This window comes from Streptomyces sp. NBC_01294 (assembly GCF_035917235.1).
Classification (GTDB): domain Bacteria; phylum Actinomycetota; class Actinomycetes; order Streptomycetales; family Streptomycetaceae; genus Streptomyces; species Streptomyces caledonius.
Map to the genome: position 1 here is coordinate 1,241,051 of NZ_CP108423.1, position 13,338 is coordinate 1,254,388.

At 72.0% G+C, this 13,338-nt stretch carries 15 protein-coding genes; 8 read left to right on the forward strand and 7 right to left on the reverse strand.

Going from position 1 to position 13,338, the window contains the following annotated elements:
• The first annotated feature begins 5 nt into the window (after positions 1-5).
• Genes OG534_RS05770 through OG534_RS05785 form a run of 4 tightly spaced genes read left to right on the forward strand, consistent with a single transcriptional unit; the run spans position 6 to position 2,629 of the window.
• Positions 6-308 (forward strand): hypothetical protein, encoded by a 303-nt coding sequence (locus OG534_RS05770; RefSeq protein ID WP_326586989.1) that lies wholly within the window; start codon positions 6-8, stop codon positions 306-308.
• The gene (locus tag OG534_RS05775; RefSeq protein ID WP_326586990.1) at positions 301-1,434 is read left to right on the forward strand and encodes a hypothetical protein; all 1,134 of its coding nucleotides are present in this window, start codon (positions 301-303) and stop codon (positions 1,432-1,434) included. The genes OG534_RS05770 and OG534_RS05775 overlap by 8 nt, the downstream gene beginning before the upstream one ends.
• Positions 1,431-2,051: a hypothetical protein gene (locus OG534_RS05780; protein ID WP_326586991.1), complete on the forward strand. Its 621-nt coding sequence runs from the start codon at positions 1,431-1,433 to the stop codon at positions 2,049-2,051. The genes OG534_RS05775 and OG534_RS05780 overlap by 4 nt, the downstream gene beginning before the upstream one ends.
• On the forward strand, positions 2,048-2,629 hold the full coding sequence (locus OG534_RS05785) for a hypothetical protein (protein WP_326586992.1): 582 nt from the start codon (positions 2,048-2,050) through the stop codon (positions 2,627-2,629). The genes OG534_RS05780 and OG534_RS05785 overlap by 4 nt, the downstream gene beginning before the upstream one ends.
• Before the next feature lies 1 nt (position 2,630).
• Here OG534_RS05785 and OG534_RS05790 read toward each other — a convergent pair whose 3' ends face one another.
• Together OG534_RS05790 and OG534_RS05795 are read right to left on the reverse strand one after the other, a co-directional pair.
• Positions 2,631-2,879 (reverse strand): WhiB family transcriptional regulator, encoded by a 249-nt coding sequence (locus OG534_RS05790; protein WP_326586993.1) that lies wholly within the window; start codon positions 2,877-2,879, stop codon positions 2,631-2,633.
• A gap of 160 nt (positions 2,880-3,039) precedes the next feature.
• On the reverse strand, positions 3,040-3,393 hold the full coding sequence (locus OG534_RS05795) for a winged helix-turn-helix transcriptional regulator (protein WP_326586994.1): 354 nt from the start codon (positions 3,391-3,393) through the stop codon (positions 3,040-3,042).
• Between the two features lie 48 nt (positions 3,394-3,441).
• On the opposite strand from OG534_RS05795, the gene OG534_RS05800 reads away from it, so the two are divergent.
• A complete protein-coding gene (locus tag OG534_RS05800; RefSeq protein ID WP_326586995.1) occupies positions 3,442-4,335 on the forward strand; it encodes an NAD(P)-dependent oxidoreductase in 894 nt (297 codons plus the stop codon).
• An 89-nt stretch (positions 4,336-4,424) separates the two neighbouring features.
• Here the strand turns inward: OG534_RS05800 and ligD are convergent, their stop codons facing one another.
• Complete coding sequence (gene ligD, locus OG534_RS05805) at positions 4,425-5,444, reverse strand: non-homologous end-joining DNA ligase (RefSeq protein ID WP_326586996.1); 1,020 nt, start codon at positions 5,442-5,444, stop codon at positions 4,425-4,427.
• 75 nt (positions 5,445-5,519) lie between these two features.
• Here ligD and OG534_RS05810 point away from each other — a divergent pair, with 75 nt between their 5' ends.
• Positions 5,520-6,599, forward strand: a complete 1,080-nt coding sequence (locus tag OG534_RS05810; RefSeq protein ID WP_326586997.1) for an ATP-dependent DNA ligase — start codon at positions 5,520-5,522, stop codon at positions 6,597-6,599.
• A gap of 30 nt (positions 6,600-6,629) precedes the next feature.
• Here OG534_RS05810 and OG534_RS05815 read toward each other — a convergent pair whose 3' ends face one another.
• Complete coding sequence (locus tag OG534_RS05815) at positions 6,630-8,108, reverse strand: NAD(P)-binding protein (protein WP_326586998.1); 1,479 nt, start codon at positions 8,106-8,108, stop codon at positions 6,630-6,632.
• A 116-nt stretch (positions 8,109-8,224) separates the two neighbouring features.
• Positions 8,225-9,229 carry an NAD(P)/FAD-dependent oxidoreductase gene (locus OG534_RS05820; protein ID WP_326586999.1) on the reverse strand — a complete coding sequence of 335 codons (1,005 nt, stop codon included), beginning with the start codon at positions 9,227-9,229 and terminating at the stop codon, positions 8,225-8,227.
• A 65-nt stretch (positions 9,230-9,294) separates the two neighbouring features.
• On the opposite strand from OG534_RS05820, the gene OG534_RS05825 reads away from it, so the two are divergent.
• Positions 9,295-9,912: a helix-turn-helix domain-containing protein gene (locus OG534_RS05825; RefSeq protein ID WP_326587000.1), complete on the forward strand. Its 618-nt coding sequence runs from the start codon at positions 9,295-9,297 to the stop codon at positions 9,910-9,912.
• A complete protein-coding gene (locus OG534_RS05830) occupies positions 9,909-10,388 on the forward strand; it encodes a nucleotide triphosphate diphosphatase NUDT15 (protein ID WP_326587001.1) in 480 nt (159 codons plus the stop codon). Before OG534_RS05825 ends, OG534_RS05830 begins: the two co-directional genes overlap by 4 nt.
• A 77-nt stretch (positions 10,389-10,465) precedes the next feature.
• Here OG534_RS05830 and OG534_RS05835 read toward each other — a convergent pair whose 3' ends face one another.
• Positions 10,466-11,137: a GOLPH3/VPS74 family protein gene (locus tag OG534_RS05835; protein ID WP_326587002.1), complete on the reverse strand. Its 672-nt coding sequence runs from the start codon at positions 11,135-11,137 to the stop codon at positions 10,466-10,468.
• A gap of 116 nt (positions 11,138-11,253) precedes the next feature.
• On the reverse strand, positions 11,254-13,317 hold the full coding sequence (locus tag OG534_RS05840) for an MDR family MFS transporter (protein WP_326587003.1): 2,064 nt from the start codon (positions 13,315-13,317) through the stop codon (positions 11,254-11,256).
• Positions 13,318-13,338: the final 21 nt, after the last annotated feature.

A 13,338-nucleotide genomic window follows, 5' to 3' on the forward strand; every position in this document is an offset into this window, starting at 1 on the left:
GCGTCATGACCTCGCTCCAGGTGGACATCGACCAGCTGACCCGTCTGACGCGCGCCCTGGATTCCTCCCTGGTCTCCCTGCGGGACGCCCGGCGCGCGCTGGACCACGTACGGCCCGACCAGCTGGGCACGGCGGACCTCGACGCGGCGTGCGACCGCTTCCAGGAGCGCTGGGCCCACGGCACGCGGGAGCTGACCAAACGCGTCAAAGGCGTACGGGAAGGCGTGGACCGCAGCGCCGCGGAGTACGGGGAGCTGGAGGCGGCCATCCGCGCGGCCTTCCTCCGGGCGGCGGCCGCACATGGCTGACCACGCGGCCCTGGGCTTCGACCCGGCCCCCGGGAACCCCGCGGCGGTCCTGGCCCTGGCCAAGAAGCTCAGCGCCTCGGCGACCTCCCTCGGGGAGGCCTCCCGCGTCGTGAAGGACCTGGTCTCCCACAGCTCGGCGTGGCAGGGCGAGGCCGCGACGGCCTTCCGCGCCTCCCTCTCGCGCGACCTCCCCCGCTACCTCGGCTCGGCCCACACCTCCCTCGCGGAGGCCGCCCGCCGGCTCACGGGGTGGCACGACACCCTGGTCGCCCACCGCGAGCTGGCCGCACGCTACGAGTCCCAGGCCGCGGCGGCCAAGACGGAAGAGGCCCTCACCGACGTCCGCCGCCTGGCCCAGGAACTCGCCACGGAACACGCGGCGGCGGCCCGCCGGGTGGCGCAGACCCTGAACGCGGCGACGGACAAGCTGGCCCCGAAGGAACCGGGCCTACTGGCCTCGATCTGGAACAAGATCGTCGAGGATCCGGCGGACGCGCTGTCGAACGCGTCGGCGATCCTGGGGGCGATCGGGGCCGGGGTAGCCCTCCTCTGCCCGCCGGCGGGGCTCGCGATCATGCTCGTCGGCAGCGGCCTGTCCTTGGCAGCCCTGGTGATGCACACCTCGGACCCGAAGTTCCGCAAATCCCTGACGGACGGCTTCACCAAGGGCCAGTTCGACGCGGACTTCTGGAAGAGCGGAGCGACGCTGATCGGCGACGCTGCCGGGACTGTACCCGGCCTGGCGGCAGTCGCCTCTGGCGCCAAGGCAGGCACGGCGGCCGCTCGCGCAGCGATCGCGGCCGCCCCGGAAGGCAGCGCGCTGACGGGGCTCGCACCTGGAGCCACTGCGTTCCGACATGCGGCATGGACCAGCGCCGATGACGTGCGGCAGGTGGAAAGCCCCCTCACAGGATGGGCACTGCGGACATCGACCCAGGAAACCAGAGATCGGGTAGGGGTGGGCGTGGCCGCCACGGGTGCTGTGACCGCCGGACTCGACTACGCCCCGGATAACGAGGCTCGCGAACACAGCGCGACGGCAGTGGACGGCACCCGCGGTGTCCTGGAGGATGCCCCCTCAGCCATCAAGAAGACCGGCCATGTCTGGTCGGTGCTGAGGCCGTGACGCAGCAGGGCAATCTCCCGCCGGTCTGGTTTCGTCTGCCTCCGGGTTTTCACGACATCGGCCCTGAAAACAGGGCGTCATTGAACTCGTTCGCCGAGGCCTTGGGCAGCTCCGACGCGCAACGGGAGCTGTCCCACCTCATGGATGATCTGGAGAAACTGACGGGGCACCATGTCGTGCACACCGCGCTCGGCTTTCACCCCGAGGATCCGGTCGGCGTCACCACGTCACTGTTCTCGCTGACCGTTCGGCCTGTCGAGCAGCCCAACTCCCGACTCGCCGTTGCACGTACGGCTCTGGCCATGGCCGACTCTCCGTTGTGGACCAGCTCCATCCGCCGATTCATCGACCTGCCGTCAGCTCTCCCGTGCTGCCTGGTCGCCGGGATCATCGCCGTGCCCGATGTGGAGCATCGCCTCTTTCAGGCCAGAGTGGCAACGGTGCATCCGGATGGACTCCACCTGCTCGTCCTCGATCTGACCAGCGCCGCCACCCAACACGCCGACGCCTACACGGACATCCTCGAAGCGGTCGCGCACACCCTCCTCTTCTCCGACCCCGAACCGAGTGTGCCGCCGGCTGCCGGGACCTCACGCATCCTGGAGGTGCTCCTGTGAGCCTCGCACTCACCAAAGCGGCCTGGGACCACCCGCCGACGGCTGTCGGCTACAAGCGATTGGTCACCCGCCGCCTTGGGTGGGTGCTCAGCCTGGGCGGTCCTCCGTTGATCGCCCTGGCCTGCATCGGCCGCATCCCCCACGCCGGAACGTGCTTCGCCCTCATGACCATGCTCGTGTTCCCCTACCTCCCCTGGGTGGTCATCGCCTACTTCCGTCGACTCCGGGTCGCAGCCGTACTCCAGGCCTACCCCTGGCGCGAGTGGCCGTGCCGACACCCTGTACGACCGCCCGGAAGCCCCGCGACCATCGTCATCCCGTTCGGGGACAACTTCACGGCCACGTTCCGGATCATCCCGTTCCCCGTCGTTCTCGCCGCACTGGACGGTGACCACCCGGACCGGATCTGGTTCGCGGGGGACCCTCGCTTCGGTGGGGTCGTCTCTCCCGTCGGGGGGCACTACCCGGTGCGGGTCGTGCCCCACACGCCGCGCCGCGAGGAGTGCGGGGGCGAGGGGTTCGACCTCGCCCGGCGGGTGGGGTTGGTCCGTGCCAGCGGAAAGGCCACGCGCACCTGAGTCAACGGCGGCGGGCGCGCAGCGCGAGGCGCTCGGCCTCCGAGAGGCCGCCCCAGACCCCGAAGCGCTCGTCATTGGCCAGCGCGTACTCCAGGCATGCCGCCCTCCCCTCGCACGCCCCGCACAGCCGCTTCGCGTCGCGCAGGGACGAGCCCGGCTCCGGGAAGAAGAAGCCCGGGCCCGTCTGGGCGCACAGGGCCAGGTCGTACCAGGCGGTGTCAGTAGCTGCGGCAGTGGTGTTCATCGACATGCCGGAGAGCCTGACCGCCGCAGATGGACGTCCGATCAACGACTGATCAACAGCGCCACGTCAACCAGACGCGGCGGGCCGTACCCACTTTTTTGTGGGTACTTGGCTGCGGTCGGCAGCGGGCCGATCCTGGTGACGCGGGGAGTGGTCATGTGATGCGTCAGGAGGCCGACGACGGGGCGTCGGTGAGCTTTTCCAGGCGTCGGTGGCCCCAGTCGGAGAGGGGAGCCAACGCCTCGGAGAGTTCCCGGCCGAACGCGGTCAAGGAGTACACGGTCTTCAGCGGGAGTGCGTCGTGCACCTCCCGGTGCACCAGCCCGTCGGTCTCCATGTCGCGGAGCGCCTGGGTCAGCACCTTCTCGCTGAGTCCCGGCAATCGACGGCGCAGTTCGCCCGGGCGGTGCGGACCGGATTCCAGCAGCCAGAGCAGAGCCGTCTTCCACTTCCCGTCGATCACAGCGATCGCGGCGGTTACCCCACAGACATTCGGGTCCTGGGCACGACTGCGCGTCATCTTCACCCCAATCCTTACCTGTTGCCGATATCTGCACGGAGCTGAAGCATGTCTTTACACACCGAACAGTCTGCCGTCACCGTCACCGTCCTCGGTCTGGGGCCGATGGGCCGATCCCTGGCGGGTGCGTTCCTGGACGCCGGCCTGCGCACCGCGGTCTGGAACCGGACGCCGGGCCGGGACCGGGAGTTGATCGCGCGGGGTGCGGTCAGTGCCCGGTCGGCCGAGGAAGCCGCTGCCTCAAGCCGGCTGACCGTGGTGTGCGTGGTGAACTACGACGCGGTGGACGCCGTGCTGCGGCGCACGGCGGTCACCGACGCACTCAAGGGGCGCACGGTGGTCAACCTGACCGCAGACACGCCGGACCGGGCCCGGGATGCCGCGGCGTGGGCGGCCGAGCACGGCATCCGTTACCTGGACGGTGCGATCATGACGCCGACCACGACCATCGGCACTCCGGCCGCCGTGTTCATCCACAGCGGCCCGGAGGACCTCTACCACGAACATCGGCCCGTCCTGGAAGCGTTGGGCGGCACCCACACCCACCTCGGCGAGGAGATCGGCCGGGCGGCGGCATACGACATCGCGCTGCTCGACATCTTCTGGACCGCCATGACGGGCTATGCCCACGCCGTGGCGGTGGCGCGAGCGGAAGGGGTCACCGCGCGACAGCTGGCGCCGTTCGCCAAGGGGATCGGCGACATACTGCCGCCGATCTTCGAAGGGCTCGCGGAGGAGGTGGACAACGGAACGTTCTCCGGCGAGGGCAACCCCCTCACCTCGGCGGCGTCGTCCATGGCCCATATCGTCCACGCCTCCGAGGCCCACGGCATCGACGCTGGCGTGATGCGCGCGGCCGAAGGCCTGGCCCGGCGGGCCATCGGGCAGGGCCACGGAACCGACGGGTTCATGCGGATCGCCGAGCTGCTGGGGCGCCGCTGAGGAAGCCGCGCGGGGCGACCCACGAACCGGTCGCCTGAGACCGCAGGCGCATCAGGTCCGGTCCCCGGATGCCGGGAGCGGATGGACCCTCAGTCCTCGTGCTTGGCCCGGCTGGGCTGGACCCGCTTGGGTTCGCCCGGCATCTTGGGGTAGTCCGGGGGGTAGGGCATGTCGCCCAGGCCGTGCTCGTGTTCGTCGCGGGCCGCGAGCTCCAGCGCGGCGTCCAGGGAGAAGGCGTGCTCGTCCATGTCCGCGTGCAGGTCGCCCAGTTCGGCGAAGCGGGCCGGCATCGTCACGATGTCGAAGTCACGGGGCTCCGCGTCGTCCACCTCGTCCCAGCGCAGCGGCGCCGACACCGGGGCGTGCGGGCGGGGGCGGACGGAGTACGCGGAGGCGATCGTGCGGTCGCGGGCCGTCTGGTTGTAGTCCACGAAGATCCGCTCGCCTCGTTCCTCCTTCCACCAGGCCGTCGTGACCTTGCCCGGCATCCGGCGCTCCAGTTCCCGGCCGAGGGCGATGGCGCACCGCCGGACCTCGGTGAAGGTCCAGCGCGGCTCGATCGGCACGAAGACGTGCAGCCCGCGGCCTCCCGAGGTCTTGGGCCAGCCGCGCAGACCCAGCTCCTCCAGCAGGGCGCGCAGCTCGTGGGCGGCGGCCACCGCGTGGTGGTAGTCGGTGCCCGGCTGCGGGTCCAGGTCGATCCGGAGCTCGTCGGGCCGGTCGGTGTCGTCGCGCCGCACGGGCCAGGGGTGGAACGTGAGGCAGCCCAGGTTGGCGGCCCACAGGACGGCGGCCGGCTCGGTCGGGCAGATCTCGTCGGCCGTGCGGCCGCTCGGGAAGGCGATGTGGGCGGTCGGAATCCAGTCGGGAAGGTTCTTCGGCGCCCTCTTCTGGAAGAAGGACTCGCCCTCCACCCCGTCCGGGAAGCGCTCCAGGGTCGTCGGCCGGTTGCGCAGGGCGCGCGTGATGCCGTCCGCGACCGCGAGGTAGTACTCGGCCACGTGCCGCTTGGTGAGCCCGCGCTCCGGGAAGTACACCTTGTCCGGGCTGGACAGGCGTACCGTCCGCCCGCCCGCGTCCAGCTCGATCGCATTACCGGCAGCACCCATGTGCGCCACGGTAGGCGGGCCCGGTCATACGCGCATACCGGGCGGGTCCGGACGTACCACCGCAGAATCAGAGGCATGGATCTGCCCGTGATGCCTCCCGTGAAACCGATGCTCGCCAAGTCCGTGGCGAAGATCCCGCCCGGCATGCAGTACGAGGCCAAGTGGGACGGCTTCCGGGCCATCGTGCATCGCGACGGTGATGAGATCGAGCTGGGCAGCCGCACGGGAAAGACTCTGACCAGGTACTTTCCCGAGCTGGCGGAGGCCCTGAAGAGCAATCTGCCCAGCCGCTGCGTCGTCGACGGCGAGATCGTGATCGTTCATGGCGGGCGGCTCGATTTCGACCGGCTGACCGAGCGGATCCATCCCGCGCAGTCCCGCGTCGCCCTGCTGGCCGAGACGACCCCCGCCAGCTTCGTCGCCTTCGACCTGCTCGCGCTCGGCGACGAGTCGCTGCTCGACACCCCGCTCGCCGATCGCCGTGCCGCCCTGGTCCAGTGCCTCTCCACGGCCCGTCCCCCCGTCCATCTCGCGCCCGCGACCACGGATCCCGCGCTCGCGCAGGAGTGGTTCGAGCGGTTCGAGGGCGCCGGGCTCGACGGGGTGATCGCCAAACCCCTCGATCTCCTCTACCGGCCCGATGCCCGTCTCATGTTCAAGATCAAGCACGAACGTACCGCCGACGTGGTCGTCGCGGGTTTCCGTTTCCACAAGAGCGGTCCGATTGTCGGATCGCTGCTGCTCGGCCTGTACGACGACCACGGCACCCTCCAGCACGTGGGCGTGTGCGCCGCCTTCCCCATGAAGCGCCGCGCCGAGCTGGTGGAGGAACTCGAACCCCTGCGGATGCCCGACCCGACCGGGCACCCCTGGGCGGCCTGGGCCGAGGAGTCCGCCCACGAGAGCGCCCGGCTGCCCGGCGCGCAGAGCCGCTGGACCGGCAAGAAGGACCTGTCCTGGGTGCCGCTGCGCCCCGAGCGGGTCGTCGAGGTGAAGTACGACCACATGGAGGGCGACCGCTTCCGGCACACCGCCCAGTTCGGCCGCTGGCGGGCCGACCGGGCCCCGGAGAGCTGCACCTACGCCCAGTTGGAGGAGGTCGTCGGCTACGACCTCGCCGAGGTGCTCGGCCCGGCCGCCGGCACCGCCGGCTGAGTCGGCGGCGGCACGCCGGCCCGGCCCGCCTCACCCCGCCGTCAGCTTTTCCCACTCCTCCCGGTCCGGCCCCACCTCGTTCGGCGCGTAGTCCGGCCGCGCGGCCAGCCAGCGCGCCACCCGGGCCCGGATCTCCGGATCCGCGTACGCCCGCTCCGGCGGCTCCACCAGGTGCCGCACCTTCGCGCGGGCCCGCATCACCTCGGGATCCTCCAGCGCGCAGTCGAACAGCGCGGCCACGTCGCGCGCCGAACCCGTACGCCCGGCCCGGGTCGCGAACCGCTCCCCGATGGCCGCGTCCGCGACCACCTGGAAGTCGAACCACGGCTTGAGGGTGCGCACCGCCCAGGCGTGGTGGTCGAGGGCGAAACGCGCCGATCCCGGGTCCTGATGTGCCGTACGGGCGACCCTGTGCGCGGCCCACAGGGCGAGCGAGGTGCCCTGCCCGAGGGTCGGATTGGTGTGCGTGATCGAGTCCCCGGCCGGCACCAGCCCGGTCACCACCGGGCCCTGCTCGTCGACCAGGGCGCTCCACCGGTTGTCCAGGCTCGCCGTGGCCAGTACCCCCGACAGCGGCTCGGCGCCCAGGGCCAGCCAGGCCGCGCCGGGCGGGAAGGCGCGCGCGGCCCGCTCGAAGAGCACGGGGTCGCGCAGCGCGGAGCGCGTGGTGTCCGTGGTGTGCACGAACAGCGTCACGGCGAACACCCGGTTGTCGGCCGGGAAGACCGCGCACCCGGCGAAGGCCCCGCCGGTCACCGCCCAGGGGCGGCGCGGTCCCTCGTCCATGCCCTCGGGCAGCCGGTACCAGCGGCAGAAGTACGCCAGCCCCGTGCGGTGCCGTTCCACGACGGGCGGCCGGCAGCCCACCGCGGCCAGCCTGCGCTCGATGCCCCCGCGCCGCCCGCCCGCGTCCACGACGAGGTCCCCCGCGTAGTTCCCGGCCTCGGTGGTCACTCCCGTGACGTGGATCCCGGCGGTCGCGTACGGCTCCGGATCCTGCGACTCCGAAAGCTCCGTGAGGGGCGAGAGGGGCGAGAGGTGCGAGAGGGGCGAGAGGTGCGAGAGGTCCGCGGCCGTCGTCAGTCCGGTGACCAGCTCCCCGTAGCGCACGACGACCCCCGGTTCCGCGCGCAGCGCCGTGGCCAGCGCGCTCTCCAGGACGATGCGCCGGGCCTGCAGCATGACGAGGCCCTCGTCGCCCGGGAGCTCGGGGGGCCGTACATCGAACCAGTCCAGCTCGTGCCGTTCACGGGCGCCGAGCCGCAGCATCTCCTCGTAGACGTCGGGCAGTTCGTCCCGCAGGACGGTGCGGGCGGCCCCGAGCAGTGCGTGCGGCTGCGCCGCTTGCGGCACGGTCGGCCGCCGCCAGCCGAAGAAGTCGCGGTCGAGTGCGGTGCCGGGGGCGCGCGTGTCGCGCTCGAAGAGTTCGGCCGTGTGTCCCTGCCGCGCGGCGAGCAGGGCGGTGGCCGCCCCTGCGACACCTCCACCGATGACCAGCACATGTGCCATAGAGAGTCCCCCCGAGCCGTTGGACCGTACGACGATCACACCGCTCAGAGCCTGCGCGTACGGGAGCAGGCCGAAACCCGCACAGTTGTCCGAGTTCGAGTGGTACGCCGGCCCGCTCAGCCGCGCCCCGCTCCCGCTCCCGCTCCCGCTCCCGCTCCCGCACGGTAGGCCGCCACGGCCCGGCACGTCTGTGCCTCGATCAGGTCGGTGTTGACGGCGACGGCCGCGGCCACTCCCTGGGCGGCCGCGCCCGCGACCTTCTCCATCGGGCTGGTCACGTTGCCCGCCACCCACACCCCGGGGAGTGCGGTGGCGCCGGTGGCCGGGTCGGACTCGACACAGGTGCCGATCACGTGGCCGTCCCGCTCCACGGTGGCGGTCGGCAGGCCCAGGCTGGTCAGCACACCCGACCGGGCGGTGAACCGCGGGGCCACCACCAGGGCCCGGCACTCCACCACGGCGCCGTCGGCCAGGATCACCCCGGTCAGCCGGTCGTCCTCGACCGCGAGGCCGGTCACCTCGCCCTCGACGACCCGGACGCCCAGGGCGGCCAGCAGTTCCCGGTCCTCGTCGGTGAGCCGCCAGGTGTGCGCCAGCAGGGTGGTCCGCTCGCTCCAGTGCCGCCAGAGCTGTGCCTGGTGCACGGCGACGGGGCCGTCGGCCAGCACCGCGACGGCCTGGTCCCTGACCTCCCACCCGTGGCAGTACGGGCAGTGCAGCACGTCCCGCCCCCAGCGCGCCCCGAGGCCCGGCACCGCGGGAAGCTCGTCCACCAGACCGGTGGCGACCAGCAGCCGCCCCGCCCGGACGGTCGAGCCATCCCCGCAGCGGACGAGGTAGCTCCCGTCCGGCAGCCGGTCCGCGGCGACGACCGTGCCCGGCCGGATCTCGCCGCCGTAGCCGGCCACCTCCGCGCGCCCCTTGGCCAGCAGTCCGGCCGGGCTCTGCCCGTCCTGGCCGAGGTATCCGTGCATGTGCGCGGCCGGGGCGTTGCGGGGGCTGCCCGAGTCGATGACCAGCACCGAACGACGGGCCCTGACCAGGGTCAGCGCCCCGGCGAGCCCGGCGGCCCCGCCGCCCACGACCACCACGTCGAACGACCTGTCCATTGCGTTGTCCATGCCTGTGAGCGTCTGCCCTCGGGGCTCACTTGACAAATGTTCTTGCCGAAGCGGCAAATGGAGCCATGGCCACCGAGGAGCAGGACGAGGAACTCGCCGGCGTGCTGACCGCCGTGGGCCCGCGGCTGCGCGCGCTGCGCCGGCAGCGCGGCACCACGCTGGCCCAGCTCAGCGAGACCACCGGCATCTCGCTCTCCACCCTCTCGCGGCTGGAGTCCGGGCAGCGCAGGCCGACGCTGGAGCTGCTGCTTCCGCTGGCCAGGGCGCACCGGGTGGCGCTCGACGAGCTGGTCGGCGCGCCGGAGACCGGGGATCCCCGGATCCGCCCGCGCCCCTTCGTCCGGCACGGCCACACCTTCGTACCGCTGACCCGCAACTTCGGCGGGGTGCACGCCTTCAAGCAGATCCTCCCGCCGCTCGACGGTCCGCCGGTCGAGCCCGAGCTCAAGGTCCACGAGGGCTACGAGTGGCTGTACGTGCTCTCGGGGCGCGTCCGGCTGCTGCTCGGCGAGCACGACCTGGTCCTCTCCGCCGGTGAGGCCGCCGAGTTCGACACCCGCACCCCGCACGCCTTCTTCAACGCGGGTCCGCAGGCGGCGGAGTTCCTCAGCCTCTTCGGCCCCCAGGGAGAGCGGATCCACGTCCGCGCCCGGCCCACCACTCCTCCGGAAGGACGTCCATGACCACCACCGACGAACGCCCCGAGCGGGCCGTGCCCCAGCCCAACGCCGTCGTCGGCGTCGGACTGGTCGTCATCGGCCCGGACGGGCGGGTGCTGCTCGGCCAGGCGCACGACGGCCGCTGGGAGCTGCCCGGCGGGAAGGTCGACCCCGGGGAGGGCTTCGAGCAGGCCGCGGCCCGGGAACTCGCCGAGGAGACGGATCTGCGGGCGGTCCCCGAGGGGATCCGCGTGCTCTCCGTCCAGATCGACGCGCAGTCCGGCCTGACCCGGCTGACGGCGGCGGCCGTCACCACCTCGGCGGAGGGTGTCCCCACCGTCACCGAGCCCCACAAGATCGCCCGCTGGCAGTGGTTCGTCCCCGCCGAGATCCCCTCGGCGCTGTACGCCCCGTCGGCGGCGGTGCTGCGCGCCTGGCGCCCGGACCTCACGACGCTGCCGCACGTCCCTTCGTACGACTACCCGACCGCGAGCGCCTGAGGCTCGGGCCACAGCCCGGGCCCAGTCCTGTCCCCCGACCGCGGTGTCACGCCGACGGCCCTGTCCTGCCTGCAGCCCTAACCCGCCGGCGGGGCGGCCGTCAGGACCGACACCGTCGTCACCGCGACCATCGCGGCCTGCATGTCCCGGATGGCCGAGCGGACGCTTTCGGCCGCCCACTGGCCGGCGGCCATCTCCGCCATCCTGGGGGCCACCGAGCCGTGCTGATGGTCGGGGAAGGCCAGCCGGTGCAGTCGGGCCGAGTGGATCAGGGCGATCAGGCCGGCCGTGCGCCCGTCCGGCTCGGTGCCGCCGAGCACGACGTCGCCGAGCCGCTCCCGCAGGGCGCGCCCGACGGCGGCGTCCGCCTCGGGGTAGCGCCGCTGCGGGAACATCCCGAACACCTTGGTCACCTCGGCCACCACCAGCCCGCGCTCCGCCATGCGCTCCAGCGCGGCGCCGGCCGCCTTGGTGTGGTGCTTCGTCAGCCAGTCCGTCACCCGGCCCTTGGCGCGGCCGCGCAGCCAGCCCTCGATCAGCAGGACGCGGCCGTCGAGCAGCTGCTCCCCGGTGGACGTGGTGTCCCGGAGCTCCAGGTACGTGCCGGTCACCGACACCCGTTCCGCCATGACGAGTTCGAGCAGGATCGCGCCCGCCACGGCCCAGCCCGCCGACTGGCGCTGCCGCGCCGCCCCGGATTCGTCGTCCAGGGAGAGCAGCATGATCTCCTCGGCCAGTGTGATCGCCATGTCCGCTCCCCCGTCCTCCGCGCGCTGCGCCCGCGCCCGTGCCTTGAAGGGCAGGACGCCTGGTGGCCACCGGACGTTCCGTGCCCGCCGCGCGGCCGGGCCGAGCCGGCGCCGCCCTACCTGCGCACCACCACCTTCGGCGCGAAGTTCCCGTCACCCAGGTCCTCGGCCAGCAGCCGCTTCGCGATCGCGTCCGCCGCCACCCGCAGTTCGGCGCTCCGCGGCCGCCCCCGGTCCTTCTCCAGCTGGTCGCCGAGCCACTTGGCCCACGCCGCCGAGATGACGGCGGCCTCCCGCTGCCCGGCCCCGGTGAGGGTGAAGAAGGTGCCCTCGCGGCTGAGGAAGCCCTCCTCGATCATCCGGTCGAAGACCGGGAGCAGGACCTCCGGCGGCAGCGACCGGCGCCCGGCGATCAGCCCGATGCTGGCGGCGCCGACCGTCCTGGTCATCAGTTCCACCTGCATCACCGCCCACGCGCCCGCCATGTCCAGCCGGGTGTCGGAGTCCCGGACGATCGCGCGCGCCGTGTCCGCCCCCATGTTCCGCACGAGTTTGCCGACCGCCAGCTCCAGCAGCTTGGCCGAGTTCCCGGAGGCCGTGGCCGGCGAGCCGAAGCCGTCGCCCATGTCCGTGGAGCCGGCCCGGGCGCTGTCGCGCAGCTTGACCTGCTTGAGGAAGAGCGCGACGACGAACCCGAACACCACCACCGGCACGCCCCAGAGGAACACCATCTGCAGGGCCTGCGCGTACGCCTCGATGATCGGAGCCGCGGTCGCCGGATCGAGCGCGTGTACTCCTTCCGGGGTCGACGCGGCCTTGGCGAGGTGCGCCGGATCCTCTCCGGTGAGCCGCGCCGACTCCTCGACCGCGGCCTCCAGTTCGGGCCCCAGGTGGTTCGCGTAGATCGTTCCGAAGACCGCCGTCCCGAAGGCGCTGCCGAGAGTGCGGAAGAACGTGACCCCGGAGGTGGCCGTGCCGAGGTCGGCGTAGTCGACGGTGTTCTGCACGGCGATCGTCAGCACCTGCATGGACAGGCCGATGCCGGTGCCGAGCACGAACATGTACAGCGATTCCGTCCAGGTGCTGGTCCCCGGCTCCATCCGCGACATCAGGTACAGACCGACGCCCATGACGGCGTTGCCCACGATCGGGAAGATCTTGTACTGGCCGGTCTTGCTGGTGACGTTGCCGCTGAAGACGGAGGCGATCAGCAGCCCGAGGACCAGGGGCAGGGTCCGGACGCCCGAGATCGTGGCCGAGTCCCCGTCGACGTACTGGAGATAGGTCGGCAGGAACGTCAGCGCTCCGAGCATCGCGAAGCCGACGACGAAGCTCAGGACGGAGCACACGGCGAACACCGGATTGCGGAAGAGCCGCATCGGCAGCATCGGCTCCGCGGCCCGCGTTTCGACCAGGCAGAACAGGGCTAGCGCGACGGCGCCGCCCACGAACAGGCCGATGATCACGGGCGAGGTCCAGGCGTACTCGTTCCCGCCCCAGCTGGTGGCCAGGATCAGCGCGCTCGCGCCGGCGGCGACCAGGGCGATGCCCAGGTAGTCGATGACCGGTTTGCCCGTGGCCCGTACCACCGGGATCGTCCGGGCGGCCGCGATGACGACGAGGATCGCGATCGGGACGTTGACGTAGAAGCACCACCGCCAGCTGAGCTGGTCCGTGAAGAACCCGCCGAGCAGCGGTCCGATCACGGTGGCGACGCCGAAGACGGCGCCGATCACGCCCTGGTACTTGCCGCGCTCGCGCAGCGGCACCACGTCGGCGATCAGCGCCATCGCGGTGACCATCAGCCCGCCCGCTCCGATGCCCTGGACGCCGCGCCACACGATCAGGAACGTCATGTTGCCGGCCAGGCCGCACAGGAAGGAGCCGCTGATGAAGATGATGGCGGAGATCTGGAAGATCAGTTTCCGGCCGAAGAGATCGCCGAACTTGCCCACCAGCACCGTCGCCACGGTCTCCGCGAGCAGGTACGAAGTCACCACCCACGACATGTGGTCCCCGCCGCCCAGGTCCCCCACGATCGTGGGCAGGGCGGTCCCGACGATCGTCTGGTCCAGTGCCGCGAGCAGCACGCCCAGCATGATCGTGCCGAAGATGACGTTGCGCCGCCGCCGGTCGATCACGGGTGGCACGGCGGCGGCGACGTCGGGGGCAGTGGTCACCCTCGCACTGTCACAGCGGCC

What these genes read in the sequence shown, in the direction of transcription:
- OG534_RS05770 (WP_326586989.1), top strand. Translation starts at nt 6, where the DNA reads ATGACCTCGCTCCAGGTGGACATCGACCAGCTGACCCGTCTGACGCGC.
- OG534_RS05775 (WP_326586990.1), top strand. Translation starts at nt 301, where the DNA reads ATGGCTGACCACGCGGCCCTGGGCTTCGACCCGGCCCCCGGGAACCCC.
- OG534_RS05790 (WP_326586993.1), bottom strand. Translation starts at nt 2,879, where the DNA reads ATGTCGATGAACACCACTGCCGCAGCTACTGACACCGCCTGGTACGAC.
- OG534_RS05795 (WP_326586994.1), bottom strand. Translation starts at nt 3,393, where the DNA reads ATGACGCGCAGTCGTGCCCAGGACCCGAATGTCTGTGGGGTAACCGCC.
- OG534_RS05800 (WP_326586995.1), top strand. Translation starts at nt 3,442, where the DNA reads ATGTCTTTACACACCGAACAGTCTGCCGTCACCGTCACCGTCCTCGGT.
- ligD (WP_326586996.1), bottom strand. Translation starts at nt 5,444, where the DNA reads ATGGGTGCTGCCGGTAATGCGATCGAGCTGGACGCGGGCGGGCGGACG.
- OG534_RS05810 (WP_326586997.1), top strand. Translation starts at nt 5,520, where the DNA reads ATGGATCTGCCCGTGATGCCTCCCGTGAAACCGATGCTCGCCAAGTCC.
- OG534_RS05815 (WP_326586998.1), bottom strand. Translation starts at nt 8,108, where the DNA reads ATGGCACATGTGCTGGTCATCGGTGGAGGTGTCGCAGGGGCGGCCACC.
- OG534_RS05820 (WP_326586999.1), bottom strand. Translation starts at nt 9,229, where the DNA reads ATGGACAACGCAATGGACAGGTCGTTCGACGTGGTGGTCGTGGGCGGC.
- OG534_RS05825 (WP_326587000.1), top strand. Translation starts at nt 9,295, where the DNA reads ATGGCCACCGAGGAGCAGGACGAGGAACTCGCCGGCGTGCTGACCGCC.
- OG534_RS05830 (WP_326587001.1), top strand. Translation starts at nt 9,909, where the DNA reads ATGACCACCACCGACGAACGCCCCGAGCGGGCCGTGCCCCAGCCCAAC.
- OG534_RS05835 (WP_326587002.1), bottom strand. Translation starts at nt 11,137, where the DNA reads ATGGCGATCACACTGGCCGAGGAGATCATGCTGCTCTCCCTGGACGAC.